A 23588-nucleotide genomic window follows, 5' to 3' on the forward strand; every position below is an offset into this window, starting at 1 on the left:
GTGCGCCTCTCTTCCGAGAATGGAAGCCAGGCGCACATAACCCGATGGTCACCGGGCGGCAGCGGGGCGCAACGCGGGGTCGGCGCCGTCGCGCGGCGGCAGGGTGAGCGTGGAGGGCGCCCAGCCACCGCGCGGCAGCGGGACCTCAGGGCCGCGGGAGGCGCTTCTCCTGCGCGACCACGGCCACCACCAGGGGATCCCCCGCGGGCACGCCGATCAGGTCCAGCAGCGCCGTGACCCGCTCGGTGTCGTCCTCGAGGGCGGCGGCGGAGGCGATGGCGTCGGCCTGCGGGTCCTTGACCTCGTGACCTCCGCGCACGCGGTCGGTGACCCAGGCGGTCCAGGCGGCGACGGCCGCGACCTCGCCGGGGGCCTGCTCCGGGCCGCCCAGCTCGGCGATCACCGGCAGCGCCCGCACGGGCAGCTTGGCGGAGCCGTCGGCCGCGATGCGGATCAGGAAGTCGGCGAGGCGGGGGTTGCGGAAGCGCTCCTCGAGGGCCGCGGTGTAGGCGTCGAGCTCGGCCTCCGGCAGCGCGAGCGTGGAGCGGGCCTCGGCCCAGAGCTCCTCGACCAGCGCCCGCACCTCGCGGTGCGCGATCGCCTCGTCGACCCGCTCCACCCCGGCCACCTGGCCGGCGTAGGCCATCAGGGTGTGGGCGCCGTTGAGCAGCCGCAGCTTGCGCAGCTCGTGGAGCTCGATGTCGTCGGTGAACTGCACCCCGGCCTTCTCCCACTCGGGGCGGCGGCCGCGGAAGCGGTCCTCGACGACCCATTCGGAGAAGGGCTCGGTGACCACCGGGACCAGGTCGTCGAGACCGGTCTGGGCGCGGACGATCTCGGAGGCCTTCTCATCGGCCGAGGGGGTGATCCGGTCGACCATGGTGGAGACGACGTCGACGTGGTCCGCGAACCAGGTGCGCATCTCCTCGTCGAGCTCGGCGAGCACCGCTGCGCCCAGCACCTCGCCGTTGCCGGTGAGGTTGTCGCAGGAGACCAGGGCGATCGGCTCCTCGACACCGGCCTCGCGGCGGGCCTGCAGGCCCAGCGCGATCCGGGCCGGGGCGGAGGTGGCGGGGTCGCTGCCGGCGCTGTAGCCCTTCTCGGTGATGGTCAGGGTGACCACGGCGGTGAAGGGATCGGCGAGCAGTCGCACCAGGGCGTCGACGTCGGCGGCGGGATGGACCTCGTCGATGACGTCGACGATGCGGACCTCGTCCTGCTCGGGGCCGCGCACGATCAGCCCGTACCGGCCGCCCTGCGCGTTCAGGGAGTCGGCCATGCCGGCGGAGCGGCCGGTGAAGGCCGCGACGGACCAGCCGCCGGCGATCTCGGTGTCCACCAGGGTGTGGGCGCGGGCGAAGTTGCCGATGCCGAGGTGGACGAGGCGGCCGACGTCGGACGGGCTGGGGCTGTTCATCAGTTCTTCTCTCCTGCAGCGTCACCGAGGCGGAAGACCTCGCGGGGCTGCTGTTCGGGCAGGGTGGCCACGAGCTCGGCGGCGTCCTCGTGACGCATCCGGTGCTCGGCGACCAGTCCTGCGAGGTGCGTCGCGTCGAGCCGGCGGGCCATGTCGTGGCGGGCCGGGATCGAGCAGAACGCGCGGGTGTCGTCGATGAAGCCGCTGGTGCGGCTGTACCCGATGGTCTCGGAGACGGCGCGGCGGTAGCGCAGGATCGCGTCGGGGGCGTCGATGAACCACCACGGCGCACCGGCGTACACCGAGGGGTAGACGCCGGCCAGCGGGGCGATCTCGCGGGAGAACACGGTCTCGTCGATCGTGAACAGGACGGTGCGGAAGTTCGGCGCGTGGCCGACGTCGTTGAGCATCGGGCGCAGGTGGTGGACGAAGTCGACGGCGACCGGGATGTCGAAGCCGACGTCGGCCCCGAAGCGCTCGAACATCGCCTCGCTGTGGTTGCGGGAGACCGCGGGGTGCAGGGTCATCACCAGGCCGTCCTCGGCGGCCAGTCGCGCCTGGTCGGCCAGCAGGTGGCGGCGCAGCGCGGTGGCCTCCGCGGCGGAGATCTCCCCGCCGCGGGCGGCGGCGTAGAGGCGGCGGGCGTCCTCCTCGGCGAGCCGCTCAGTGCCCGGGTCGATGTGAGCGTGGTCGGAGGAGACCGCGCCGTGGTCGCGGAAGTAGAGGCGGCGGATGCGCATCGCCTCGAGGTGACCGTCGTAGGTGCCGGCGTCGACCCCGGCGGCCTCGCCGAGCGCGTCGGTCAGGGCGCGGAAGTCCGCGCGACCGGGCTCGAGGTACTTGTCGGGGCGGAAGGTGGGGATGACCCGGCCGGTGAAGGCGTCGTCCGCGGCGAGGGCGTCGTGGGGCGCGAGGTCGTCGACGGGGTCGTCGGTGGTGGCCATGACGCGGATCTTGAACTGGTCGAAGAGCGCGCGGGGGCGGAACTCGGGGCGGGTGAGCTGCTCGGCGATCGCGTCGTACATCGCGTCGGCGGTGCGCGGGTTCAGCACGGTCTCGAGGCCGAAGACCTCGTGGAACTCGTGCTCCATCCAGTACCGCGACGGGGTGCCGGCGTAGGCGTGCCAGTGCTCCGCCAGCAGGCTCCAGGCGCGGCGGGAGGCCGTCTCGTCCAGCGGGCCCTGGCCGACGCCGAGGTCCGCGAGGTCCACGCCGCGGGCGTGCAGGAGGCGGTTGACGTAGTGGTCGGGGGTGATGAACAGCGAGGTGGGATCCCGGAAGGGCTCGTCGTCCAGCAGCAGCCGCGGGTCCACGTGGCCGTGCGGCGAGACGATCGGCTGGTCCTTCTCGAGCTCGTAGAGCCCGCGCGCGATCTCGCGCACGGCGGGGTCGGCGGGAAGGAGTCGGTCGGGATGCGGGACGTAGGCGTCGTTGCTCATGCGGTCATCCTCGCAAGGGAGCGCACCCGACGCCGGGGGTTGTCACCGGTTGCCGACCAGGTCGCACGGTTCGGCGCGGTTCAGCGGGCCTCGCGGGGGCCGGTGGTGCCGCGCGGCACCAGGCGCACGGGCAGCGTGCCCTCGACCGGGGTGCGGTGGGCCGAGGGGTTCTCGATCCGGCGCACCAGGCGCTCGACGGCCGCCCGACCCTGGGCCCGTTTGGGGCTGACCACCGTGGTCAGCCCGCCGCCGACCAGGCGGGAGAGCTGGATGTCGTCGTGCCCCATCACCGACAGCTCCCCGGGCACCCGGATCCCCGCCCGCAGCGCGGAGATCAGGAAGCCGAAGGCGACCAGGTCGTTGTAGCAGATCACCGCATGGGGCAGGGACTCGCGCAGCTCCTCGAAGGCCTGCTCGCCGCCGGCGATGGTGGGGGCGAAGGGGCCGTGGCGCTGGACCTGCAGGCCGTTGGTGCGCGCCGAGGCCCGCGCGGCGCGCCAGCGCTCCCCATCGGACCAGGAGTTGACCGGCCCGGCGACGTAGGTGACGGTGCGGATGCCGTTCTCGGCGAGATGCGCCATGGCCTGGCCCATCCCGTGCTCGAAGTCGGGGGTCACCGAGTCGAGGCCGGCCACGCGCCGGTTCAGCACCACCACCGGGATGCGCTTGGTGAGGTGGTTCAGGGTGGCGTCGGACAGCCGGCTTCCGGACAGCACGATCCCGTCGACCACGTTCAGGGCGCTCTCGAGGCTCGAGCGCTCCCGCACCTCGTCCTCCACGGTGTCCAGCAGCAGCAGCAGGAAGTCCTGCTCGTGGGCGGCCTCCTGCATCCCCGAGACCAGCTCGGCGAAGTAGGGGTTGGTGAGGTCGGGGACCTCGATGCCGAGGCGGTGGTGGCGCTGGCCGCGCTCCTGGGCGGGGGGCGCCGCGGTGCGGTAGTCGAGCTCCTTGGCGGCGGCCATCACGGTGGCGTGGGTGGCGGCGCTGACCCGGCCGGGCCGGGAGAAGGCGCGGGAGACCGTCGAGGGGGCCACCCCGGCGCGCTTGGCGACGTCGTAGATGGTCACGCGCTTCTCGGCCACCGGGTGGGCTCCGTCCTCGCCGCTGCGGGCGCTGCCTGGTCGGGGCGCGGTGCGTCGCGCCTCTGTCGGTGGACGCACTCTACCCCGCCGAGGGGGGCAACCGGCGGCAACCAGCGCTTCCCGGGGCGTCCTCAGGGGGCGGCGCCGAGCTCCACCAGCAGCACCCCGACCACGATCATGCCCATCCCCAGCCCCATCAGCGGGGTGAGCGGCTCGCGGAACAGCAGCTTGGAGAACAGGGCGGTCAGCACGATGCCCGCCGCGGCCCAGACGCCGTAGGCGACCCCGAGGGGCATGCCCGTGCGGAGGGCGCCGGACAGCAGCGTGAAGGCGACGACGTACCCCACCACCACGAGCGCGTACCAGGAGCGGCGTCCGCCCGCGGCGACCCGCAGGGCGAGGGTGGAGGCGACCTCGCCCACCACGGCGCCCATCAGCAGCAGCCAGCTCATCGCGCCGCCTCCCGCTGCGCCCGCTGGGAGCCCAGCTCGACGAGCACCACCCCGGCGGCGATCAGCACGATCCCGGCGGCCTTGAGCACCGTGAACACCTCGCCGAACAGCAGCGCCGACAGGACGGCCGTGAGCACCACCCCGCAGGCCGACCACATCCCGTAGGCGACCCCCAGGGGCATCCCGCGGCGCAGCACCAGGGCCAGCAGTGCGAAGGAGAGCGCGTAGCCGAGCACCACCACGACGTAGAGACCGGGGTGGTCCAGCGCCCCGCGCAGCGACACGGTGGCCGCCACCTCGCTGAGGATCGCGCCGAGCAGCAGCAGCCAGGCGCTCATCCGGGCGTCGGCGCCCAGCGGGCGATCTGCGCGGCGAGATGCCCGGCGCCGTAGCCGTTGTCGATGTTGACCACGCCGATCCCCGGCGCGCAGGCCGAGAGCATGGTCAGCGCGGCGGTGACGCCGCCGCTGGCGACCCCGTAGCCGACGGAGGTGGGCAGGGCGACCACCGGGGCGCTGATCTGCCCGGCGACCACGGTCGGCAGCGCCCCGTCCATGCCCGCGGCGACCACCACGCAGGCCGCCTCGCGCAGCTCCGGCAGCCGCGACTGGAGCCGGTGCAGGCCCGCGATGCCGATGTCGGCGATGAGGCGGGTGGGGCGGCCGAGGTAGCGGGCGGTGAGCTCGGCCTCGCGGGCCGCCGGCAGGTCGCTGGTGCCGGCGCAGGCCACGATCACCAGGCCCCCGCTGGGCGCGGGCGGCTGGGCGGGCCAGGCCAGCAGGCGGGCGCCCACGTCGTGAGAGGCCTCGGGCAGGGCGGCGAGCACCGCCGCGGCGCGCTCTCGGTCGGCGCGGGTGAACAGCACCGGGCCCAGGTCCTCCCGGCCCGCGGCGTGCAGGCGGGCGTACTCGGCGGCGATCGCGGCGACCTGCTCGACGCTCTTGGCGTCGCAGAGCACGGCCTCGGGGGCGCCGCGGCGCCGGGAGCGGTCCAGGTCGAGGTCGAGGAAGCCCTCGATCCTGCCGTCCTGCTCAGGCACCGGCGCCCCTGCCGACGATCTGCAGGGAGAACAGACCCGAGCGGATGCCGTCGAGGTCGACCGTGACGTGCGCGAAGCCCGCCTCCTTGCCGGCGGCGAGGAGCGCGGCCCGGACGTCGGGCTCCAGGGCGCGGGGGAGCTCGTCGGTGGGCAGCTCGATCCGGCCCACCTCGCCGTGGTGGCGGACCCGGCAGTCGCTGAAGCCCTGCGCGTAGACGGCGTCCTCGAGGTCGTCGATCTGGCGGAGCTTCTCGGGGGTGACCTGCTGCCCGAAGGGGACCCGGGAGGCGAGGCAGGGGGCGGCGGGCTTGTCCGCGACCGGCAGCGCGAGGGCGCGGGCGATCTCGCGCACCTGGGCCTTGGTGATGCCGGCGACGGACAGCGGGCGCAGCACCCGGTGGCGGGTCGCGGCGCCGGCCCCCGGGCGGTCGTGCCGGGTGGCGTCGTCGGCGTTCTCGCCGTAGGCGACGGCGTCCAGGGCCTGCGCGCCGACGATCTCGTCGTCGATGCGGGTGAACAGCTCGTCCTTGCAGTGGAAGCACCGCGCGGCGTCGTTCTTCCGGTACTCGGGGTTCTCCCCCTCCTGGGTGAGGACCTCGACGACCTCGGCCCCGATCACGGCGGCGACCTGGTGGGCCAGGCGCCGTTCGCGGCGGGCCAGCGAGGGCGAGACGCCGAGCAGGGCGATGACGTTCTCGGCGCCGAGGGCGCGCACCGCGAGCGCCAGCAGGACCGCGGAGTCGACGCCCCCGGAGTAGGCGACGCCGAGCCGCTGCACGCCGCGCAGCTGGGCCGAGACGGCGTCGGCGAGCTCGAGGGTCTGCCCGGTCAGCGCCTGCGGGGTCATGGCGGTGACCGCGAAGCCGGGGTGCCCGGGATGGAACAGGGAGGTGGTCACAGGCTCTGGCGCTCCTCGGCGAGGCGGAACAGCACCTCGCCGGCGTGGTCGATGACGAGGGTTTCGGGGTCGTTGCGCAGCGCCTCGATGTCGAGCGAGGCGGGGTCGACGTAGGGGACGTTGTACGCCTCGCAGACCTCCTGCGGGATGGAGGTCGCGAAGGAGCGGCGCACCCGCTGCTTCTCCTCACCGGTCTCGGGGTCGTAGGTGCCCAGGCCGGTGACGTGCGTGGAGTGGGCCAGCTCCCCCCAGGGGTGGTCCTTGAAGCGGTCCCACTGCTTGGTGAAGTACTCGATGTTGTGGTACCCGATGTCGCGCAGGCCGGGGTGCATGGCGGCGACCTCGGTGATGTGCGGGGCGTAGATGACGACCTCGCCGCCGTCGGCGCACACCGGCTCCGACTTGTAGAAGCCCTTGGCGCCGGTCCAGATGTCGTCGTACATCTCCGGCACCAGCGCCACGATCCGCCGGTAGGGCCGCTCGACGTAGGTGATGTGGGTCTGGGCGGAGATCCTGGCCATCGCCGCCCAGGCGGCCTGCGGGTCGCCGAAGGCGATCGCCCCGAGCTCCGCGCCGCCGGCCGCGACGTCCATGGTGAAGCAGAGCTTCTCGGAGCTGATCAGGTCGCTGGCGGCGTCGATCAGCTGGCGCACCGGGGTGATGCCGAGGGTGCCGATGATGCGGCTGGCGGTGATCAGCGCCCCCACCCAGTGGGAGATGTCGATGACGTCGTGCACCGAGCAGCCGGGGAAGAAGTACTTGTTCCCGCCGGAGAAGCCCACCACCTCGTGGGGGAAGACGGGGCCGACGACGAGGTTCACGTCGGACTCGACGACCAGGCGGTTGATCTGGACCCGCATCGGGACGTCGGTGAGCAGACCGCCGGTGAGCTCGGCGATCCGCGCGGCGGAGATCTCGCCGAGGTCCGCGATCTGCGCGGGGTCGTCCCAGGCGTGGTTGACCACGGTCCACCCGGGATAGGTGGCGGCGGCGCCGCGCTCGGTGGCGCCCAGCAGGACGTCGATGGCGCCGGGGCTCATCGCGGCGTGGGTGCCCAGCGCGATCAGCACCGTGACCGAGGCGGCCCGGCCGGCGAGCGCCTCGTGGATCGCGGGCAGCACCTTGGGCAACGGGACGTTGCGGGTGCCGTCGGGCAGGATCAGGCAGACGCTCTTCCCGTCGAGGTCGGCGGTGGCGAGCTGCTCGGCGACGAAGCCGCGGATCTGCTCGTCGGTGAGCGTCCCCTCGGGACCGCCCAGCAGCGCTGCACGTTCGGCGAGGCCCTCGGGGATCGGGTGGATCTGGGGAAGCTGGGTCGCCGTCGTCTCGCTCATGGGCCCATGATGCTCTGCGCGACCTGCGGGGACAAGGAAGGCCCGTCGGTTGCCACGTCGAGGGGGCAGGATGGGTCCATGAGAATCGCAGTGACGGGAGGCTCGGGCAAGCTCGGGCGCACGGTGGTCCGGCATCTCCGGGACCACGGACATCAGACCATCAACCTCGACCGGGCCGGCGACCGCGGCCCGGGCTTCGTCCAGATCGACCTGCGGGACGCCGGCCAGGTGCTCGATGCGCTCACCGGCATCGACGAGCAGGCGCCGGAGGGCTTCGACGCCGTGGTGCACCTCGGGGCCATCCCGGCCCCGGGACTGGCGACCAACACCGCCACGTTCCAGAACAACCTGATCGGCACCTACAACGTGTTCACCGCCGCGATCAAGGCCGGCATCACCACCATCGTCACCGCCTCCAGCGAGACGGTCCTGGGCCTGCCCTTCGACACCCCGCCGCCCTACATCCCCGTCGACGAGGACTACCCCGCCCGGCCCGAGTCGACGTACTCCCTGTCCAAGCACCTCGAGGAGCAGCTGGCGATCGAGCTGACCCGGTGGCACCCGGAGCTGAAGATCATCGCCCTGCGCTTCTCCAACGTCATGGACGAGGAGGACTACGCGCAGTTCCCCGCCTTCGACGCCGACGCCAGGGCGCGCAAGTGGAACCTGTGGGGCTACATCGACGGCCGGGACGGCGCCGAGGCCGTGCGGCTCGCCCTCGAGCACCCGGCCACCGGCTTCGACCGCTTCATCATCGCCGCCGCCGACACCGTCATGTCCCGGGACAACACCGAGCTGGTCGCCGAGGTCTTCCCGGACGTCGAGGTGCGCGGGGACATCTCCGGCACCGGCACCCTGCTCTCGATCGAGAGGGCCCGCGCGGTCCTCGGCTTCGAGCCGCAGCACAGCTGGCGCTGAGGCGGCGGCGGACGTGGCGGGACACACGTCCTGAGCGGGGCGCAGCGGTCGTACCGTGAACACGGCACGACCGCTGCCTCTTCCTCCCCCTCCCCGGAGCAGTCCCCTCGATGAGCACGACCACCCAGCCCTCCCCCGCCGCCGCCCCCGCCCGCCGCCGGCCGGGCCTGAAGGCGCGGCACATCCACTTCATCGCCCTCGGCTCGGCGATCGGGACCGGCCTGTTCTACGGCTCGGCCGGCGCGATCCAGGCGGCGGGCCCCTCGGTGCTGCTGGTGTACCTGCTGGGCGGCGCGGTCGTGTACTTCATGCTGCGCGCGCTCGGGGAGATGGCGGTGCGGATGCCGGTCTCGGGCTCCTTCGCCGAGTACACGCGCCGCTTCCTCGGGCCCTGGGCCGGGTACATCACGGGCTGGATGTTCGCCTTCGAGATGCTCATCGTCTGCCTCGCCGACCTCACCGCGATCGCGATCTACATGCGGTTCTGGTTCCCGGACACGGCCCAGTGGATCTGGGTGGCGGCGACGCTGCTGATCGTGGGCGCGGCGAACCTGGCCAGCGTGCGCTGGTTCGGGGAGCTCGAGTTCGTCTTCACCATCGTCAAGGTCACCGCCGTGGTCGCCATGATCCTGGGCGGCGCGGCGATCCTGGTGCTCGGCCTGGACGGCCGCGGGCCGACGGGATGGTCGAACCTCACGGCCGACGGCGGCTTCTTCCCGAACGGCGTCGGCGGCATGATGAGCGCCTTCATCCTGGTGCTCTTCGCCTTCGGCGGCACCGAGATCATCGGCGTGGCCGGCACCGAGGCCGAGGACCCCGGCACCGCGATCCCGAAGGCCGTGAACACGGTGCCGCTGCGGATCCTGCTGTTCTACGTGCTCGCGATCGGTGTGATCCTGCTGCTGACGCCCTGGCGGCAGATCACCGGCGAGGAGTCCCCCTTCGTCCAGATCTTCAGCACCCTCGGCGTGAACTGGGCGGCGGCGCTGCTGAACCTGGTGGTGATCACGGCGGCGCTGTCGGCGATCAACGCGGACCTGTTCGGCGCCGGCCGGGTGGTCGCGGGCATGGCCCGGCAGCACCTCGCGCCCTCCGCGCTGGCCCGCACGGTGCGCGGGGTGCCGGTGCTGACCACGCTCGCGATGCTCGGGGTGCTGGTGGTCGGGGTGGTGCTGAACTACGCGCTGCCCGAGGCCGTCTTCACCATCGTCGCCTCGCTCGCGACGTTCGCGACCATCTTCGTATGGCTGATGATCCTGCTCGCGCAGGTCGCCTCCCGCCGCGGGATGAGCCGCGCCGAGCGCGAGGCGCTCGCGTTCCCGGTGCCGCTGTGGCCCTACGGGCAGCTCTTCGCGATCGCGTTCATCCTGGTCACCGTCGGGATCATGGCGCGGTTGAGCCAGTACCACACGGCGCTCCTGGTGGGTCTGGCCTTCCTGGTCGGGATGTCGCTGCTGTACGTGGCCACCGGCCGCCACCGTCTGCTCAGGGCAGGATGACGATCTTGCCGCCGCTGTGGCCGGCCTCGACCGCGGCGATCGCCGCGCCCGCGTCGCGCAGGGGGTAGGCCGCCACGACGTGGGGGTCCACCAGTCCGCGCCGGACGAGGCCGGTGATCGCCCCCAGCGCCCCGGCGGACCGCCGGCGGCCGGCGCCGCCGAGCTCGACCGCGGTGCTCGCATCGGCCGCGGAGACGATCCCCGACGGATCGGCGACCAGCGGTGCGAGCGCGCGCAGCGCGCTCCCGCCGACGAGGTCCACCAGGACGTCGACGCCCTGCGGGACGTGGTCCCGGACCCGGTCCGCCGCACCGTCACCGGAGACCACGAAGGCGGCGCCGGCGGCCTCGATCGCCCCGCGCTTCGAGGCGGACGCCACCCCGATCACGCTCAGCCCCCGGGCGGCCGCGATCTGCAGGACCATCCGGCCGACGCCGCCCCCGGCGCCGAGGACCAGCAGCGTCCGCCCGGCCTCGGCATCGACCTGGTGAGTGAGGTCCCAGGCGGTGGTGCCCGCGACCGGGAGGGTGGCGGCCGCGGCGAAGGAGATCTCCGCCGGCTTGGCGAGGGACCGGCCGGCGGCCAGGACGGTGTGCTCGGCGAAGGCGCCGAGACCGCGGGCGGGGCTGCCCAGCACCTCGTCACCGGCCGCGAAGCCCTCGACCCCCTCGCCCACGGAGGTCACGACGCCGGAGGCCTCCAGCCCCATCGCCACCGGCAGCGCCGCGGAGGTGCCGAAGGCGCCCTGGCGGCGCTTCCAGTCGGCGGGGTTCACGCCGGCGGCGCGCACCTCGATGGCGATCTCCCCGGGCCCGGGCGACGGCGCCTCCCGGTCGATCAGCCGCTGCCCCTCCGGGCCGCCGTAGGTGGTGACGACGAGGACCTTGGACATGGCGGGCTCCTTCGCGAGGGGACGACGGCGGGGACGCAGGGCGACGGCCATCAGGCCGCACCGACAGTCTGCGGCGCGCGGGCCCGGGAGGGCACCCTCGCGCGGAGATCGCCCCGGGCCGGGCGGCGGCGCAGCAGACGCATCGCATTGACGATGACCAGGAGGACGGAGCCCTCATGGACCAGCATGCCGACGGCCATGGTGACGCCGCCGGCGAACACGCCTGCCAGCAGCGCGATCACGGTGATCAGGGCGATTGCGATGTTCTGCCTCATCACGGCGACGGTGCCGCGGGCGAGCCCGATGGCCTGCGGGAGCTTCAGCAGATCATCCTTCATCAGGGCGATGTCGGCCGTCTCGATGGCGACGCCGGTGCCGGCGGCCCCCATCGCCACCCCGATGTCGGCGGCGGCCAGGGCGGGGGCGTCGTTGACGCCGTCGCCGACCATCGCGACGGTGTGGCCGTCGCGCTGCAGCTGCGTGACGACGGCGAGCTTGTCCTCCGGCAGCAGCTCGGCATGGACCTCGTCCACCCCGACCTCCTCGGCGACCGCCACGGCGACCCGCCGGTCGTCGCCGGTCAGCATGACCACCTTCTGCACACCCCTCGCGTGCAGGCGGCCGATCATCTCCCGGGCATCGGTGCGCAGCCGGTCCGCGACCGCGACCACCCCGATCACCCGACCGTCGAGGGCGACGATCATCGGCGTGCGTCCCCGTCCGGCCAGGCGGTCGACCTCGGCGCCCGCACCGCGGACGTCGGTGACGCTCTCGGCGGCGAGCAGCGCGAGGTTGCCGACCGCGACGCGGCGGCCGTCGAGGGTGGCCACGATGCCCTTGCCGGGCACGGGGTCGGTGCTCTCGGGCAGGCCGTCGGTGGGCAGGTGCTCTGCGGCGGCGGCCTCGATGAGGGGGCGGGCCAGGGGGTGCTCGGAGCTGGCCTCGGCGCGGGCGGCCCAGCCCAGCACCTCGGCGCGGCCCAGGGTGGGGTCCAGGACGATGACGTCGGTCAGGTGGGGCCTGCCCTCGGTGAGGGTGCCCGTCTTGTCCAGCGCGACCGCCGTGATCCGCGCACTGGTCTCCAGGTGCTCGCCGCCCTTGATCAGGATGCCGTCCTTGGCGCCACGGCCGATGCCGGCCACGATCGACACCGGGATCGAGATCACCAGCGCGCCGGGGCAGCCGATCACCAGCAGCGTCAGGGCGAGGACCACATCGCCGGTGACGAGCCCGGTGATCAGGGCCAGCACGAGGACGGCGGGGGTGTACCCGGTGGAGAACCTCTCCAGGAAGGACTGGGTGCGGGCCTTCGCGTCCTGCGCTTCCTCGACGCGCTGGATGATCCGGGCCAGGGTGGTGTCCGCGCCGATGCCGGTGGCGCGCACCTGCAGGAACCCGCCGCCGGAGACGGTTCCGGCGAAGACCTGATCGCCGTCGGCCTTCTCGACCGGGAGGGACTCGCCCGTGATCGAGGCCTCGTCCAGGGCCCCGTTCCCACCGACGACGATGCCGTCGACCGGGACCTTGGCCCCGTTCTTGACCAGCACGGTCTCTCCGGGCTGGACCTCGGCGGCCGGGATCTCGACCTGCTGGCCGTCGCGCAGCACCACGGCGACGTCGGGGGCGACGGCCACCAGCTCGGCCAGGGCCGAGCGGGTGCGGTCCAGGGTGCGGGCCTCGAGGGCGTGACCGATGGCGAACAGGAAGGTCACCGCGGCGGCCTCCCAGTACTCACCGATGATCAGCGCACCGATCGCCGCGATCGAGACCAGCAGGTCGATGGCGATGACCCTGGCCGCCAGCGCCCGCACGGCCTGGCGGACGATCGGGAGGCCGGCCACCAGCGCGCCGGCGACCATGAACAGGTCGGAGACGATCAGGGCGGTGGGCCCCTCCGGCGAGAAGCCCAGGCCGTGGTGGGAGCCGGCGCCGAACGGGTTCACCCCGGCGGCCAGGGAGATGATCGCTGCGACGACGATGAGCAGACCCGCGGCGAACGGGGTGCCCCAGGGGCCGCGCAGTCGGCGGGTCGGGGTGTCCATGATGAGGGTGCCTTCCAGGAGCAGGGGGAGGTCAGAAGGCCGCGGGCGCCGCCTTGTAGCCGGCCCTGCCGATCGCGGCGACGATGTCCTCGGCGGTGGTCACGGAGGGGTCGTGGTCGACCTCGACGCGAGCGGAGGCGAACTTCACGCGCACCTTCTGCACCCCCTGCAGGCGTCCGACCTGCTTCTCGATCGCGGTGACGCAGGAGGGGCAGCTGAAGCCCTCGGCGCGGTAGACGGTGCGGGTGGTGGCGGGAGCGGCAGTCATGATGGTGGGCCCTTCTGGATCGGGGGTTCTTCGTGGTGCCCCGACCCTAGGGCGGTTCTTGTCGCCCTCACATGACGGCGATCAATCAATCGCACAGTGGGCTGACCTGCCGCGATACGTCGATGGAGCGGCCGGGATACGCTGGCGTCAGCGGCCCGGGGGCGACCCGCGGGGCCGGTCGGCGGTCGAGCGGAGGAGCCATGGCGTCCCAGGGCACGGACCCGCGTCGAGGCCCGTCGGCCAGTGCCCACCGCACCATCCCCCTGCGGGAGATCACCCTGCCCCACCGCTGCCCCCGCCCGGTGCGCCTCCATGTGCTGGCCCGCGCGCCGTACTTCCTCGGACTGGCGGAGGACGAGCTGGATCGGATCGACCGGCGCATGCGCACCCACTCCTACGCCGCGGAGGATCAGATCTATCGGGCGGGTGATCGGGCCGAGGCGCTGTACGTCGTGGCCGAGGGCCGGGTCAGGATCTCCCAGTCCACGGCCGACGGCAGCGGCACGGTCACCGACCTGCTGGTGCCTGGTGAGCTGTTCGGCGCCATGGGCTCCCTCGGCGAGCCGTACCACCGGCAGTCCGCCTCCGCGCTGGTGGCGACCTGCGTGCTGCGCATCGGCCAGGACGACTTCCGGCAGGTGCTGATCGACCATCCCCGGGTGGGACTGCGGGTCCTCGACGACGTCTCCGCGCGCCTGGCCCGGACCCAGAGCGACATCGGCGGACAGGCGACTCAGACCGTCCCGCAGCGGGTGGCGACCGCGCTGCTGAGACTGGCCGACAAGCTGGGCGAGGACCGCGGGCCGCAGGGCATCATGCTCGAGGTGCCGCTGTCGCGCGCCGACCTGGCGGGCCTGGCCCGGTCGACCCCGGAGTCGGTCTCGCGGATCATGAGCCGCTGGAAGCAGCAGGGCCTGATCGACTCCGGCCGGCGGTGGACGGCCCTGCTGGATCGTGAGCGTCTCGAGCACGAGGCCGCCGGCATGGGGTGACGGAGCGGCCGGCCGGCTCCGACATGATGGTGGAGGTGCAGCGTCCCCGCGAGCACCGAGTCCGATCCCGAAGGAGCCGTCATGAAGTACGTCATCCTCATCCACTCGAATCCGCAGCCCTGGGGTCACCCCACCGCGGACCGCCTGCCCGAGCAGCAGGACCTGACCGCGCAGGAGCGGGATGCCGGCGCAAGGGCGTTCGACGAGGGCTTCGCCGAGGTCATTGGGCGCGGGGAGCTCGTGCACGCCGCGGCGCTGGCGGCCCCGACCACCGCCCGGCTGCTGCGCTGGGAGAACGGCGAGAGGGTCGCGAGCGACGGTCCCTACGCCGCGGGCGAGGAGCATCTGGCCGGCCTCTTCGTCATCGACGTCGAGACGCCCGACCGCGCGGAGGAGATCGCCGGCCTGTTCGGGGCGCGCGGCGAGACCGTGGAGCTGCGCCCCGTGATGGACGAGGACGCCGACGAGGCCTGACCTGCGCCCTTCCGCTCAGGCGGGGACCGTCGCCTCCGCCTGCTCGGCGCGCCAGCGGGACCAGGCGGCGAAGCTGCCCTCGAGCTCGACCACGTCGTAGCCGGCGCGGCGCAGGGCGGCGGAGGCCACGACGTTGCGCAGGCCGGACTGGCAGAAGGTGATCACCCGTCCCGCCTCGCGGGGCGGGAGCTGGTCCTGGTGGAACAGCACCTTCCCGGCCGAGAGCTGCACCGCGCCGGGGATGCTGCCCGCCGCGTGCTCGCCGCGGCCCCGCACGTCCAGCAGCAGCGCGGTGGCGGGGTCGGCGCGCAGCTGCTCGAGATCGGCCGGGGCGACGGTCGCCGGCGCCGCGACCGGGAGGCCGTCGAAGGAGGTCACGTACCCGATCAGGCGGTCCACGCCGACGCGCACGAAGTGGTCGCCGTACTCGGCGGCGACGGACTCGTCGGGCGCGAGGACCACCAGCTCGGCCTCGTCGCGCTCGGGGTCGACGGCCCAGGCGATGTGGGAGGCCGCCTTGCCCAGCGTCGGGATGCTGAGTGCGCCCGGCACGGTCCCGGCATGCACCTCGTCCACGGAGCGGGTGTCGATGAGCGTGAGCGCGCCCTTCGCCATGCCCGCCGCCACCTCCGCGGCCGGCAGCGGACGGGGCGCGGGACGCTCCCCCAGCAGCGCCGGACCGCGCAGGTTCTGCCGCTTCATCCGCGCGAAGTAGGCGTGGGCATCGGGCTGGCCGTCCAGCAGCTCGTCGATGAAGCCCTGCTCGTCGTCTGCCGCGAGGTGGCGCGCCCACCACGCGAACCTCCGCTCGTAGCCCACGGAGGTCGAGGGCAGCGCGCCGAGCGCCTTGCCGCAGGCGGAGCCGGCGCCGTGGCCCGGGAAGACCTGCACATGGTCGGGCAGGGCGAGGAACACGGAGCGCAGGGAGGCGAACAGCTGCTTCGCACCGACGAAGCGGGTGTCCTGCAGGCCGACCGCCTCGTCGAGCAGGTCCGGGCGCCCCACATCGCCCGAGAACACGAGATCCCCGGTCAGCGCGTAGCCCGGCTCATCGGCGAAGGCCCCGTCGGTTTTTTTCAGCCGCTCGGCCGCGAAGCCGTACTGCCAGTCCCGGCCGCCCTCGCCGGAGACGTAGGCGGTCGCGCCCGTGGCGGCGGCGAGCTCGCGGGTGCCGGAGAGGAAGTCGGCGTGGACGTGGGTCTCGGTCACGGCGGTGATCCGCATGCCGTGGTGCGCGGCGAGGTCCAGGTAGACCCGGAGGTCGCGGCGGGGATCGACCACCAGCGCCTCCCCGGAGGACTGGCAGCCCAGGAAGTAGCCGGTCTGGGACAGGTCCTCGTCGTAGATGCGTTCGAGCAGCATGATTCCTCCCGGTCACCGCGTCACGTGCCTCGACTGTAGCGCCCGGTCCCGGTGACCGAGAAGGCACCCCCGGGCGTCCCGGCCCCGGCCCGCCGGCGGGCCCGTAGGGTGAGCCGGACCGCATCCCTCACGGCGCCCCGGAGGCCCCCATGACCGAACCCGCATCCCCCGCGGTCCCCACCACGACCTTCGCCGACGGCTCCCCGCTGCCGCTGATCGGCTTCGGCACCGGCGGCGCCCGGGGCCCCGCCGGGGTGGGGGTCATCGCCTCCGCGCTGCGGGCCGGCTACCGGCTGCTGGACACCGCGGCCCAGTACGGCAACGAGACCGCCGTCGGCGAGGCCGTGCGACGCAGCGGACTCGACCCCGCCGAGGTCCTGGTGACCACGAAGGTCGCCGGCGGCGACCACGGCCGCGGGGCCGCGCGCACCGGGATCCTCGAGTCCCTGCGCCGGCTGGGGCTGGACCGCGTGGGCATCGCGCTGATCCACTGGCCGAACCCCTCCCGCGGGCTGATGGTCGACACCTGGCGCACCCTGCTGGACCTGCGCGAGGAGGGGCTGGTCCTCCACGCCGGGGTCTCGAACTTCCGACCGGAGCAGCTGCAGGAGCTGTTCGACGCGACCGGTCAGTGGCCCGAGATCAACCAGATCCAGCTCTCCCCGGCCCTGCCCCGCCCGGAGCCGGTCGCCTTCCATCGCGCCCGCGGCATCGTCAGCCAGGCCTGGGGCCCGCTGGGCACCCGGGAGGGCCTGGCCGGCCAGTTCGCGCTGCGCCGCGTCGCCGCGAAGCACGGCGCCACCCTCGCCCAGGTCGCCCTGCGCTGGGCGGTGGACCAGGAGATCGTGGTGATCCCGCGCTCCTCGGACCCGGGCCGCCAGCGCTCGAATCTCGACCTCTCGGCGGTGACCCTGGACGACGAGGACCGCGCACTGCTGGCGACGGTGGACCTGGGCGAGGAGAGCGCCTGGGACTCCCGGGAGCACGAGGAGTGGTGAGCGGCCCCGGCCGGTGAGGGAGCTCAGCCGGTGACGCTCCGGGCGACCTCGTGCATCTGCTCGAGCCGTCCCCACTCGTCGTCGTCGCCGCCCGCGTAGACCAGGGAGATCCTCCCGGTGTAGCCGACCTCGCGCAGCACCGTCAGCGAGCGGGTCAGATCCTCCACGTCGAGCTCGCCGGCGGCGGTCTCGCGGGCCTTGACCTGCGAGCACTCGGCCGTCCCGGCGACGGCCGCGATCTGCTCGTACTTGTCGGCGCCGTCCCAGTTGCCGGTGTCGATGAGCAGCCCCACCTCGCCCTCGACCAGGTCCAGCAGGCGCCGGGTGCTGTCGGCGTCGACCAGCAGGCTCCGCCAGTTCTCGGTGAGCACGCGGAGCCCCTGGTGCGCCGCGGCCAGGGAGCGCAGCCCGCGGGCGCTGCGCTCCAGTCGCTCCGGGGTGGGCGGCAGGTCCCCGGCGGGGACCCGCACGCGCGGGGCCCCGAGCTGCTCGGCGACGTCGATCCAGCCCGAGATCCACCGCTCGCCCGCCGCGCCCTCGGGGTCCAGCAGGTCGCCGTCGTCGATGAGGAAGCACTCGAGGTCCACGCCCGCGGCGGTGAAGGCGTCGCGCAGCTCCGTGAGGTAGGAGGGAGCGGTGGTGGGCAGGTAGAAGTGGCACAGCTGGGCGCTGGTGAACCCATGGGCGGCGAGCGCGGCGGGCAGCTCGAGCAGCGCCAGCCCGTCCGTCCCGTCGTGCTCGGTGAGGGCGCCGGTCGGGGCGGAGCCGGGCGCGACGAAGCGGCCCATGGTCCGGAACAGCGACCAGGTGTGCAGGGCCTTGGTGGGATCGAGGGAGGTCGTCATTCCCCCATGATGTCAGCGCGCCCTACGATCTGAACGAGCGTCCGGCAGCGTGCCGGCGCCGACGTCGAGGAGGACGCCATGCCCGCAGCACTCCACCCCTATCTGAACTTCGCCGGCAACTCCCGGGAGGTCTTCGAGTTCTACGGCCGCGCGCTCGGCGCCATCCCGCAGTTCTCGACCTTCGGGGAGTCCGGCGCGGTCCCGGCCGACGACCCCAGCGCCGACCAGATCATGCACGGCAGCCTCGAGGTCACCGACCTCATCCGCCTGTACGTCTCGGACGTCGTCGAGGGCATGAGCCCGGGCGGCCTCGTGGCGGGCAACAACGTGACCCTGTCGCTGATGGGCGACGACGAGACCCTGCTGCGCAGCGCCTTCGAGCGGCTCAGCGAGGGCGGGACGATCGCGATGCCGCTCGAGAAGCAGATGTGGGGGGACGTGTACGGCTCCTTCACCGACCGCTTCGGGATCATCTGGCAGGTCAACATCTCCGATCCCACCGTCTCGGGGGCCTGAGGCCCGTCGGCGCGACCGGGGTACAGTGCGGACCGCACCTCCCCGACGACCCGAAGGATCTCCTCATGCACACTCCCCGCGTCACCGTCCAACAGGCCTGGGATGCGCTGGCCGAGGGCAATGAGCGGTTCATGGCCGGGGAGCTGCTGCACCCGCAGCAGAACGCCGCCCGGCGCAGCCAGCTGCGCGGCGCCCAGGCGCCGAACGCCGCCTTCCTCGGCTGCTCGGACTCGCGGGTGGCCGCCGAGATCCTCTTCGACTGCGGCCTCGGGGACCTCTTCGTGGTGCGCAACATCGGCCAGATCGCCAATGCGAACACCACCGCGACCATGGAGTTCGCGGTCGCCGAGCTGGGCGTCGCGGTGATCGTGGTGCTGGCCCACGGCTCCTGCGGGGCGGTGGCCGCGGCGATCGACCAGACCACCGCGGTCCCGGCCGAGGTCACCCCCGCCATCCGGAAGGAGCTCGAGGAGATCCAGCCGTCCGTGCAGCAGGAGTGGTTCGCCGCCCACCAGGACAGCCCCTACGTGGATCCCGAGCACATCGACGTCGACGCCGTGGGCCGCCGCCACCTGGACGCGACGGTCAATGCGCTGATGCGCCAGTCGCGGGTCATCAGCGACGCGGTCGCCGCGGGCACCCTCGGCATCGTCGGCTGCCAGTACCAGCTCGAGGAGGGCCGGGTCTCCCCGATCTCCTGGGTCGGCCGCATGGACGTCGCCCGCTGAGACGCGCAGCTCACACCCCGAAGTGCGCCGCGAGGTCGTCGGTGGTGACGTTCGGGCCGGTCGCCGGCGCGACCACGTCGGCCGGCATCACCCGGGTGCCGCGGTCCCCCTCGGGGTGGGCCTCGAGGCGCACGAAGGCGGTGCGCGTCCCGGGCTGCGCGGCGTAGGTGCGCGCGACGGTCTCGAGCACGCTGCGCAGGGACGCCGCAACCTGCTCCCGGTCCTCGCCGGCGAGCGCGAGCACCCCGGCGATGACGGTCCCGGCAGTTCTCGAGTCCTGGAAGTGCACCCGCCCCGCGCGGTGCTCCGGACGGGCGCGGACGGCCTCCTGCAGGGCGTCCGCGACCGCCGCGGCGTCGCGGCGCGGACCCCCGGAGGGGGTGAGCAGGCGCGCGATGATCCTCATCGGCCCATTGTGGCCCAGCCCCTCAGCGCCGCCGGTGGATGCCGGCGAGGAAGTGCTGGACGGCGTCGGGATCGCCGGTGAGGAAGGCCTGCAGGGCCGGATCGGCCGAGTACTGCGAGAGCTGCGAGCCGGGGTCCTGCAGCTGGGCCTGCACCGAGTCCTGGTACTCGGCGCCGGAGTGGTTGGTGGCGATGTCCAGGAGGTGCGCGCCCGGGCTGTCCAGGGTGATGGTGGTCAGGGAGCCGGACCGGGCCGGGCCGCCCGGGGAGAACAGGCCGCCGGCGTCGATCATCGGGACCGGATCGGCCCGGTGCTGGATCTGCAGACGGCTGATGCCGGCGGGCACCTCGTAGTTGTCCACCGGCGCGCCGACGGTCATCACGTGGCTGATGCGGAAGGACAGGTCCTCGTGCGCGGCCAGGCTGGTGGCGATCATGCCGCCCTGGGAGTGGCCGTTCAGCAGCAGCGGGGTGTCCGGCGGGAGGTCCTGCTGCGCGAAGAGCTGGGCGATCGCATCGGCGGTGGCCTCCGCGCCCGCGGACCAGCCGGCCGCGCCGGCCTGGGCGGCGTTGCCGGTGAGGTCCAGGGGGTTGTCCCCGGCGTCGGGCCACCAGTGCTCGGTGCCGGGGATGTTCACGATCACCCCGGTGGGCGGGGAGCCGACGACGGTCATCGAGACCTCGCCGGTCTCCTCGGAGCCGTAGGTGCGGTTGGTGTTGGCGATGATCTGGGAGAGGTCGCCGGGCGGGACGAAGCCCGACTCCTCCGGGCTGACCGCGACGGGGGCGTCCGCGTACCCGTGACCGTCGTCGGCCAGGTGCAGGTCGAGACCGGTCACCGCCTCGAGGACGTCGCCCGAGCCGCGCAGCAGTCCGGCGGCGCCGTCGACCAGCAGCTCCGTCAGTCGCGGCCATTCGAGGTCTCCGATCGCCGCGACCGCGGTGCTGATCAGGTCGTGGCCGTCCCCGGTCCGGTCCCCCAGCCCGTCCAGGCCGTCCAGGATCCACCGCTCGACCCCGCCGTCGACGTCGGCGGAGGCGCGCTCCTGCTCCGCGGCGTGCTGGCCCAGCGCGCGGGCGCGCTCGTCGAGGCCCGGCAGCACCACGGCCTCCCCGCGCCGACGGGTCATCACCCAGTGCTCCCGGAAGGCGTCGGCATCGGGGCCGGACCACGGCGCCCCGGCCACGCTCGCGTCGAGGCCCGCGAGCATCTCCTCGAGCCGGCGGGCGGCCCGCTCCAGGGCGTCGGCCTCGCCGCGGACCTGCTCGGGGTCCATGCCGCAGAAGGCCATCAGGCCGCCCCGGCGTGGTCGATGGCCGCGATGACCTTCGCGCGCATCGCGGAGGTGAGGGAGCCGGGGGCGAGCTCGGCGGCGCGGGCGCCGCTCCCGGCCGGCATCAGCACCGCGAGCTGCTCGCCGCGCGGACCGCAGGCGTACCAGGAGCCGCCGCTGACCACGGTCCGCCCGGGGCTCGGGGCGGAGACGACGAGCATCTGCACCTCGGCGACGGCGGGGGCGTCCACCTCCTGCGACGGGGCCGGGGTCGGCTCGGCGGCGGTGAAGGCGGGCCGCTGGGGCACCAGCTGCTCGAAGGTCGCGCTGAGGTGCTCGAGCGTGGTCACCCCGAGCAGCACCGCGCCGCTGCGGCGGCTCAGCCGCACCGACCCGCCCTCGGTCACGGCCTCGCCGGCCCGGTCGATGACCACCACGACGCGGCCCGCGATCCGGATCCGGGTGGTCCATCCCCGCGCGCCGTCGACGCACACCAGCTCGATGCCGACCGGGGAGCGCAGCGCGGCGCGCAGGATCTGCTCCCAGTGCGGCGCGAGCACCGGCGCGCCCTCCGGCTCCGGGGCCTCGACGAGCAGGCCGGCCCCCGCGAGCTCCTCGCGCTGCGCCGCGGTGATCGCGGCGGCGGGGGCCTCGCCGAGCACGACCGCGCGCAGCCGTTCCCAGGTCCCCGCGGAGATCCGCACCAGCGAGGACGGACCGGGCAGCGCGGTGATCCGCGGTGCCGCCGTGTCCTGCGCTCCCATGACTCCGCCCCCTCGCAGCGTCCTGCCTCGTCCCTCGAGCCTAGGCCGGGCTCCCCGGGGCGGGGAATGGGGACTTCTCCCCATCGCACCCGCGCCGTCTAGCATCGGGGCATGGAATCCGCCTCCCCTGCCGTCCCGTCCCGCCTGGCCTATGTCGATGCGACCGCGGGGATCGCCGGGGACATGCTGCTGGCGGCGCTCGTCGATGCCGGGGCCGACCTCGCGGAGGTCCAGCGGGTCCTGGACGCCCTGGTCCCGGACTCCGTGCGCTTCGTGCGCAGCGCGGTGGACCGCGGCGGCCAGCGCGCACTGAAGGTCGATGTGGAGGTGCTGGTCAGCGATCCCCCGCACCGCACCTGGGCCTCGATCCGGGAGCTGCTGGAGAGCGCGCGCGGCCGCGCCGATGTCCCCTCGCGCACCCTCGAGCTGGCGCTGGGCGTCTTCGGCCGGCTCGCCGAGGCGGAGGGCGCCACCCACGGGGTGCCGGCCGACGCGGTCCACTTCCACGAGGTCGGGGCGCTCGACTCCCTGGCCGACGTGATCGGGGCCTGCGACGCCTGGCGCCAACTGGGCATCAGCGAGGCCGTCGGCAGCGTGATCGCGGTGGGCAGCGGCCGGATCCGCGCCGCCCACGGCGACATCCCGGTCCCGGTGCCCGCGGTCGCCCGGCTCGCACTGGGCTGGCCGACGGTCGCGGGCGAGCTGCTCCCCCCGCGCGGCCACAGCCATGCCCACGACCACGACCACGACCACGACCACGACCACGACCACGACCATCGTCCCGCGCACGCCCAGGGCGGCCCGCACGAGCACGGCGGCCGTCGCGTCCCGCCGGGCGTCGCCCCCGGCATCGGCGAGCTCGCCACCCCCACCGGCGTGGCCCTGCTGCGCGGCCTGGCGACCACCGCCGGTCCGCAGCCGACGCTGCTCACCGAGGCCCTCGGCGTCGGCGCCGGCACCAAGGACACCCCCGGCCGTCCGAACGTGGTGCGCGTGCTGGTCGGGCGTCGATCGCCCGTCGTCGACGCCCATGACACCCCGACCGCCGCCGTACAGCTCGAGGCCAACGTCGACGACCTCGACCCGCGGCTGTGGCCGAGCGTGGTCGACGAGCTTCTCGAGCAGGGCGCGCTGGACGCCTGGCACACCCCGATCACGATGAAGCGCGGCCGCCCCGCGGTGACGCTCCACGCCCTGGTCCGGGAGGGCTCCGAGGCCGACGCCGCCGCGCTGATCATGGACCGCACCGGCACCCTCGGGGTGCGCCGCCACCGCGTGGACCGGGTGGTCCGCACCCGCGAGTTCGCGCAGGTCGAGGTGCACGGGCAGCGCATCGCGGTGAAGATCGCCCGCGGGGCCGACGGCCACGTCGTGCGCCGCGAGCCGGAGTTCCGGGACGTCGCGGCCGCCGCCCGGGTGCTCGGGATCAGCGAGCGCGCCATGCTCGACCTGGCCCGGGAATCCGCCTCCGGCCTGACGGAGCACGATTCCTGACGGATACTGTGACGCACCACCCCCGCTCTCCTGGAGGTTTCCCATGGCTGCCCTGACCAGCGCGATGACCGAGGCGATCGACCGCGCCGGATCGGCCGAGAACGGCCGCCACGCCGAGCTGCTCGTCCACGACGGCCCGCTGCGCCAGACCGTCATCGCCCTGAAGGCAGGGGTGGCCCTGGCCGAGCACAACTCGCCGCCCGCCGCCTCGATCCAGATGATCCGCGGCAGCGTGCGGATCACCGGCGAGGAGCCGGTGGTGATCGAGGCCGGGCACGTGGAGGCCCTGACCCATCACCGCCATGCCGTCGAGGCGATCGAGGACTGCGTGTTCCTGCTGACCACGGTCACCTCGGTGCCCGGGGCCGAGAGCCATGGCGGCCCGGGCACCATCACCGGCGAGATGCGGCGCCTGCGCGAGGAGGACCTCGGCGGCGACCGCGCCGAGGGCTGAGC

At 73.8% G+C, this 23588-nt stretch carries 25 protein-coding genes; 9 read left to right on the forward strand and 16 right to left on the reverse strand.

Annotation, left to right across the window (positions count from 1 at the left end):
* Nucleotides 1-145 precede the first annotated feature (145 nt).
* The 8 genes from ACOJUI_RS16430 to ACOJUI_RS16465 all read right to left on the reverse strand — a co-directional run bounded on the left by ACOJUI_RS16430 (nucleotide 146) and on the right by ACOJUI_RS16465 (nucleotide 7661).
* On the reverse strand, nucleotides 146-1417 hold the full coding sequence (locus tag ACOJUI_RS16430; protein ID WP_422116000.1) for a mannitol dehydrogenase family protein: 1272 nt from the start codon (nucleotides 1415-1417) through the stop codon (nucleotides 146-148).
* On the reverse strand, nucleotides 1417-2856 hold the full coding sequence (uxaC, locus tag ACOJUI_RS16435) for a glucuronate isomerase (protein ID WP_422116001.1): 1440 nt from the start codon (nucleotides 2854-2856) through the stop codon (nucleotides 1417-1419). Before uxaC ends, ACOJUI_RS16430 begins: the two co-directional genes overlap by 1 nt.
* A gap of 80 nt (nucleotides 2857-2936) precedes the next feature.
* Complete coding sequence (locus tag ACOJUI_RS16440) at nucleotides 2937-3938, reverse strand: LacI family DNA-binding transcriptional regulator (protein WP_422116002.1); 1002 nt, start codon at nucleotides 3936-3938, stop codon at nucleotides 2937-2939.
* Nucleotides 3939-4069: 131 nt separating this feature from the next.
* On the reverse strand, nucleotides 4070-4390 hold the full coding sequence (locus ACOJUI_RS16445) for a DMT family transporter (RefSeq protein ID WP_422116003.1): 321 nt from the start codon (nucleotides 4388-4390) through the stop codon (nucleotides 4070-4072).
* Nucleotides 4387-4728, reverse strand: coding sequence for a DMT family transporter (locus ACOJUI_RS16450; protein ID WP_422116004.1), 342 nt, complete (start codon nucleotides 4726-4728; stop codon nucleotides 4387-4389). Before ACOJUI_RS16450 ends, ACOJUI_RS16445 begins: the two co-directional genes overlap by 4 nt.
* Nucleotides 4725-5429, reverse strand: coding sequence for a nickel pincer cofactor biosynthesis protein LarB (gene larB, locus ACOJUI_RS16455; RefSeq protein WP_422116005.1), 705 nt, complete (start codon nucleotides 5427-5429; stop codon nucleotides 4725-4727). Before larB ends, ACOJUI_RS16450 begins: the two co-directional genes overlap by 4 nt.
* Nucleotides 5422-6276: an ATP-dependent sacrificial sulfur transferase LarE gene (gene larE / locus ACOJUI_RS16460; protein WP_422117691.1), complete on the reverse strand. Its 855-nt coding sequence runs from the start codon at nucleotides 6274-6276 to the stop codon at nucleotides 5422-5424. The genes larB and larE overlap by 8 nt, the downstream gene beginning before the upstream one ends.
* Nucleotides 6277-6323: 47 nt before the next feature.
* Nucleotides 6324-7661 carry a lactate racemase domain-containing protein gene (locus ACOJUI_RS16465; protein ID WP_422116006.1) on the reverse strand — a complete coding sequence of 446 codons (1338 nt, stop codon included), beginning with the start codon at nucleotides 7659-7661 and terminating at the stop codon, nucleotides 6324-6326.
* A gap of 78 nt (nucleotides 7662-7739) precedes the next feature.
* Between ACOJUI_RS16465 and ACOJUI_RS16470 the strand changes: the two genes are divergently transcribed.
* Together ACOJUI_RS16470 and ACOJUI_RS16475 are read left to right on the forward strand one after the other, a co-directional pair.
* Nucleotides 7740-8579: an NAD-dependent epimerase/dehydratase family protein gene (locus ACOJUI_RS16470; protein WP_422116007.1), complete on the forward strand. Its 840-nt coding sequence runs from the start codon at nucleotides 7740-7742 to the stop codon at nucleotides 8577-8579.
* A 110-nt stretch (nucleotides 8580-8689) separates the two neighbouring features.
* Complete coding sequence (locus ACOJUI_RS16475; RefSeq protein WP_422116008.1) at nucleotides 8690-10078, forward strand: amino acid permease; 1389 nt, start codon at nucleotides 8690-8692, stop codon at nucleotides 10076-10078.
* Here the strand turns inward: ACOJUI_RS16475 and ACOJUI_RS16480 are convergent.
* The 3 genes from ACOJUI_RS16480 to ACOJUI_RS16490 are packed head-to-tail and all read right to left on the reverse strand — an operon-like array spanning nucleotide 10065 to nucleotide 13280.
* Nucleotides 10065-10970 carry an NADP-dependent oxidoreductase gene (locus ACOJUI_RS16480; protein WP_422116009.1) on the reverse strand — a complete coding sequence of 302 codons (906 nt, stop codon included), beginning with the start codon at nucleotides 10968-10970 and terminating at the stop codon, nucleotides 10065-10067. The genes ACOJUI_RS16475 and ACOJUI_RS16480 overlap by 14 nt on opposite strands.
* A gap of 50 nt (nucleotides 10971-11020) precedes the next feature.
* Complete coding sequence (locus ACOJUI_RS16485; RefSeq protein ID WP_422116010.1) at nucleotides 11021-13012, reverse strand: heavy metal translocating P-type ATPase; 1992 nt, start codon at nucleotides 13010-13012, stop codon at nucleotides 11021-11023.
* A gap of 31 nt (nucleotides 13013-13043) precedes the next feature.
* On the reverse strand, nucleotides 13044-13280 hold the full coding sequence (locus ACOJUI_RS16490; RefSeq protein WP_422116011.1) for a heavy-metal-associated domain-containing protein: 237 nt from the start codon (nucleotides 13278-13280) through the stop codon (nucleotides 13044-13046).
* 200 nt (nucleotides 13281-13480) lie between these two features.
* Between ACOJUI_RS16490 and ACOJUI_RS16495 the strand changes: the two genes are divergently transcribed.
* Together ACOJUI_RS16495 and ACOJUI_RS16500 are read left to right on the forward strand one after the other, a co-directional pair.
* Nucleotides 13481-14272 (forward strand): Crp/Fnr family transcriptional regulator, encoded by a 792-nt coding sequence (locus tag ACOJUI_RS16495; protein WP_422116012.1) that lies wholly within the window; start codon nucleotides 13481-13483, stop codon nucleotides 14270-14272.
* An 81-nt stretch (nucleotides 14273-14353) separates the two neighbouring features.
* Entirely contained in the window at nucleotides 14354-14746 is a 393-nt protein-coding gene (locus ACOJUI_RS16500; protein WP_422116013.1) for a YciI family protein, read from the forward strand.
* 15 nt (nucleotides 14747-14761) lie between these two features.
* Here the strand turns inward: ACOJUI_RS16500 and ACOJUI_RS16505 are convergent, their stop codons facing one another.
* On the reverse strand, nucleotides 14762-16108 hold the full coding sequence (locus tag ACOJUI_RS16505; protein WP_422116014.1) for an MBL fold metallo-hydrolase: 1347 nt from the start codon (nucleotides 16106-16108) through the stop codon (nucleotides 14762-14764).
* A 149-nt stretch (nucleotides 16109-16257) separates the two neighbouring features.
* On the opposite strand from ACOJUI_RS16505, the gene ACOJUI_RS16510 reads away from it, so the two are divergent.
* On the forward strand, nucleotides 16258-17106 hold the full coding sequence (locus tag ACOJUI_RS16510; protein WP_422116015.1) for an aldo/keto reductase: 849 nt from the start codon (nucleotides 16258-16260) through the stop codon (nucleotides 17104-17106).
* Between the two features lie 23 nt (nucleotides 17107-17129).
* Here ACOJUI_RS16510 and ACOJUI_RS16515 read toward each other — a convergent pair whose 3' ends face one another.
* The gene (locus ACOJUI_RS16515; protein WP_422116016.1) at nucleotides 17130-17951 is read right to left on the reverse strand and encodes a sugar phosphate isomerase/epimerase family protein; all 822 of its coding nucleotides are present in this window, start codon (nucleotides 17949-17951) and stop codon (nucleotides 17130-17132) included.
* 78 nt (nucleotides 17952-18029) lie between these two features.
* On the opposite strand from ACOJUI_RS16515, the gene ACOJUI_RS16520 reads away from it, so the two are divergent.
* Both ACOJUI_RS16520 and ACOJUI_RS16525 read left to right on the forward strand, forming a co-directional pair.
* Entirely contained in the window at nucleotides 18030-18467 is a 438-nt protein-coding gene (locus ACOJUI_RS16520; protein ID WP_422116017.1) for a VOC family protein, read from the forward strand.
* Between the two features lie 65 nt (nucleotides 18468-18532).
* Nucleotides 18533-19195 (forward strand): carbonic anhydrase, encoded by a 663-nt coding sequence (locus ACOJUI_RS16525; RefSeq protein WP_422116018.1) that lies wholly within the window; start codon nucleotides 18533-18535, stop codon nucleotides 19193-19195.
* Nucleotides 19196-19205: 10 nt separating this feature from the next.
* On the opposite strand, the gene ACOJUI_RS16530 is transcribed toward ACOJUI_RS16525, so the two are convergent.
* Genes ACOJUI_RS16530 through ACOJUI_RS16540 form a run of 3 tightly spaced genes read right to left on the reverse strand, consistent with a single transcriptional unit; the run spans nucleotide 19206 to nucleotide 21638 of the window.
* Nucleotides 19206-19601, reverse strand: a complete 396-nt coding sequence (locus tag ACOJUI_RS16530; RefSeq protein ID WP_422116019.1) for a hypothetical protein — start codon at nucleotides 19599-19601, stop codon at nucleotides 19206-19208.
* 22 nt (nucleotides 19602-19623) lie between these two features.
* On the reverse strand, nucleotides 19624-20892 hold the full coding sequence (locus tag ACOJUI_RS16535; protein ID WP_422116020.1) for a hypothetical protein: 1269 nt from the start codon (nucleotides 20890-20892) through the stop codon (nucleotides 19624-19626).
* Nucleotides 20892-21638, reverse strand: coding sequence for a hypothetical protein (locus ACOJUI_RS16540; RefSeq protein ID WP_422116021.1), 747 nt, complete (start codon nucleotides 21636-21638; stop codon nucleotides 20892-20894). Before ACOJUI_RS16540 ends, ACOJUI_RS16535 begins: the two co-directional genes overlap by 1 nt.
* Nucleotides 21639-21749: 111 nt before the next feature.
* Between ACOJUI_RS16540 and ACOJUI_RS16545 the strand changes: the two genes are divergently transcribed.
* The gene (locus ACOJUI_RS16545; protein ID WP_422116022.1) at nucleotides 21750-23132 is read left to right on the forward strand and encodes a LarC family nickel insertion protein; all 1383 of its coding nucleotides are present in this window, start codon (nucleotides 21750-21752) and stop codon (nucleotides 23130-23132) included.
* Nucleotides 23133-23175: 43 nt separating this feature from the next.
* A complete protein-coding gene (locus tag ACOJUI_RS16550; protein WP_422116023.1) occupies nucleotides 23176-23586 on the forward strand; it encodes a hypothetical protein in 411 nt (136 codons plus the stop codon).
* Nucleotides 23587-23588 lie beyond the last annotated feature (2 nt).

The organism is Brachybacterium sp. UNK5269, assembly GCF_049266655.1.
Lineage (GTDB): Bacteria > Actinomycetota > Actinomycetes > Actinomycetales > Dermabacteraceae > Brachybacterium.

Excerpts from the sequence above, each read along its gene's own strand:
- uxaC (WP_422116001.1), bottom strand. The coding sequence starts at position 2,856 with ATGAGCAACGACGCCTACGTCCCGCATCCCGACCGACTCCTTCCCGCC.
- ACOJUI_RS16495 (WP_422116012.1), top strand. The coding sequence starts at position 13,481 with ATGGCGTCCCAGGGCACGGACCCGCGTCGAGGCCCGTCGGCCAGTGCC.
- ACOJUI_RS16525 (WP_422116018.1), top strand. The coding sequence starts at position 18,533 with ATGCACACTCCCCGCGTCACCGTCCAACAGGCCTGGGATGCGCTGGCC.
- ACOJUI_RS16505 (WP_422116014.1), bottom strand. The coding sequence starts at position 16,108 with ATGCTGCTCGAACGCATCTACGACGAGGACCTGTCCCAGACCGGCTAC.
- ACOJUI_RS16445 (WP_422116003.1), bottom strand. The coding sequence starts at position 4,390 with ATGAGCTGGCTGCTGCTGATGGGCGCCGTGGTGGGCGAGGTCGCCTCC.
- ACOJUI_RS16500 (WP_422116013.1), top strand. The coding sequence starts at position 14,354 with ATGAAGTACGTCATCCTCATCCACTCGAATCCGCAGCCCTGGGGTCAC.
- ACOJUI_RS16450 (WP_422116004.1), bottom strand. The coding sequence starts at position 4,728 with ATGAGCGCCTGGCTGCTGCTGCTCGGCGCGATCCTCAGCGAGGTGGCG.
- ACOJUI_RS16550 (WP_422116023.1), top strand. The coding sequence starts at position 23,176 with ATGGCTGCCCTGACCAGCGCGATGACCGAGGCGATCGACCGCGCCGGA.
- ACOJUI_RS16515 (WP_422116016.1), bottom strand. The coding sequence starts at position 17,951 with ATGACGACCTCCCTCGATCCCACCAAGGCCCTGCACACCTGGTCGCTG.
- ACOJUI_RS16535 (WP_422116020.1), bottom strand. The coding sequence starts at position 20,892 with ATGGCCTTCTGCGGCATGGACCCCGAGCAGGTCCGCGGCGAGGCCGAC.
- ACOJUI_RS16520 (WP_422116017.1), top strand. The coding sequence starts at position 18,030 with ATGCCCGCAGCACTCCACCCCTATCTGAACTTCGCCGGCAACTCCCGG.
- ACOJUI_RS16475 (WP_422116008.1), top strand. The coding sequence starts at position 8,690 with ATGAGCACGACCACCCAGCCCTCCCCCGCCGCCGCCCCCGCCCGCCGC.
- ACOJUI_RS16530 (WP_422116019.1), bottom strand. The coding sequence starts at position 19,601 with ATGAGGATCATCGCGCGCCTGCTCACCCCCTCCGGGGGTCCGCGCCGC.
- ACOJUI_RS16480 (WP_422116009.1), bottom strand. The coding sequence starts at position 10,970 with ATGTCCAAGGTCCTCGTCGTCACCACCTACGGCGGCCCGGAGGGGCAG.
- ACOJUI_RS16465 (WP_422116006.1), bottom strand. The coding sequence starts at position 7,661 with ATGAGCGAGACGACGGCGACCCAGCTTCCCCAGATCCACCCGATCCCC.
- ACOJUI_RS16470 (WP_422116007.1), top strand. The coding sequence starts at position 7,740 with ATGAGAATCGCAGTGACGGGAGGCTCGGGCAAGCTCGGGCGCACGGTG.
- ACOJUI_RS16430 (WP_422116000.1), bottom strand. The coding sequence starts at position 1,417 with ATGAACAGCCCCAGCCCGTCCGACGTCGGCCGCCTCGTCCACCTCGGC.
- ACOJUI_RS16510 (WP_422116015.1), top strand. The coding sequence starts at position 16,258 with ATGACCGAACCCGCATCCCCCGCGGTCCCCACCACGACCTTCGCCGAC.
- ACOJUI_RS16540 (WP_422116021.1), bottom strand. The coding sequence starts at position 21,638 with ATGGGAGCGCAGGACACGGCGGCACCGCGGATCACCGCGCTGCCCGGT.
- larE (WP_422117691.1), bottom strand. The coding sequence starts at position 6,276 with ATGACCCCGCAGGCGCTGACCGGGCAGACCCTCGAGCTCGCCGACGCC.
- ACOJUI_RS16490 (WP_422116011.1), bottom strand. The coding sequence starts at position 13,280 with ATGACTGCCGCTCCCGCCACCACCCGCACCGTCTACCGCGCCGAGGGC.
- ACOJUI_RS16545 (WP_422116022.1), top strand. The coding sequence starts at position 21,750 with ATGGAATCCGCCTCCCCTGCCGTCCCGTCCCGCCTGGCCTATGTCGAT.
- ACOJUI_RS16485 (WP_422116010.1), bottom strand. The coding sequence starts at position 13,012 with ATGGACACCCCGACCCGCCGACTGCGCGGCCCCTGGGGCACCCCGTTC.